At 44.4% G+C, this 259-nt stretch carries 1 pseudogene; it reads left to right on the top strand.

Going from position 1 to position 259, the window contains the following annotated elements:
• Positions 1 to 259 (top strand): annotated as a pseudogene (gene eno / locus SB658_RS25165) (phosphopyruvate hydratase); the annotation flags it as partial.

Below are 259 nucleotides of genomic sequence, written 5' to 3'. Positions count from 1 at the left end.
ATTGACAAAATGTTAATCGAACTTGACGGAACAGAAAACAAAGGGAAATTAGGCGCAAACGCAATCCTTGGCGTATCTATCGCTGTAGCACGTGCGGCTGCTGATTTCTTACAAATTCCACTTTACCAATACCTTGGTGGATTCAACTCCAAAACGCTTCCAGTGCCAATGATGAACATCGTCAACGGCGGAGAGCATGCGGATAACAACGTAGACATTCAAGAATTCATGATTATGCCTGTAGGTGCCCCAAACTTCC

Origin of the sequence: Bacillus sp. SIMBA_008, assembly GCF_046535495.1 — a bacterium.
Classification (GTDB): domain Bacteria; phylum Bacillota; class Bacilli; order Bacillales; family Bacillaceae; genus Bacillus; species Bacillus subtilis.
The sequence above is the reverse complement of the archived record's forward strand: the minus strand, read 5'-3'. Positions and strand labels throughout refer to the sequence as shown.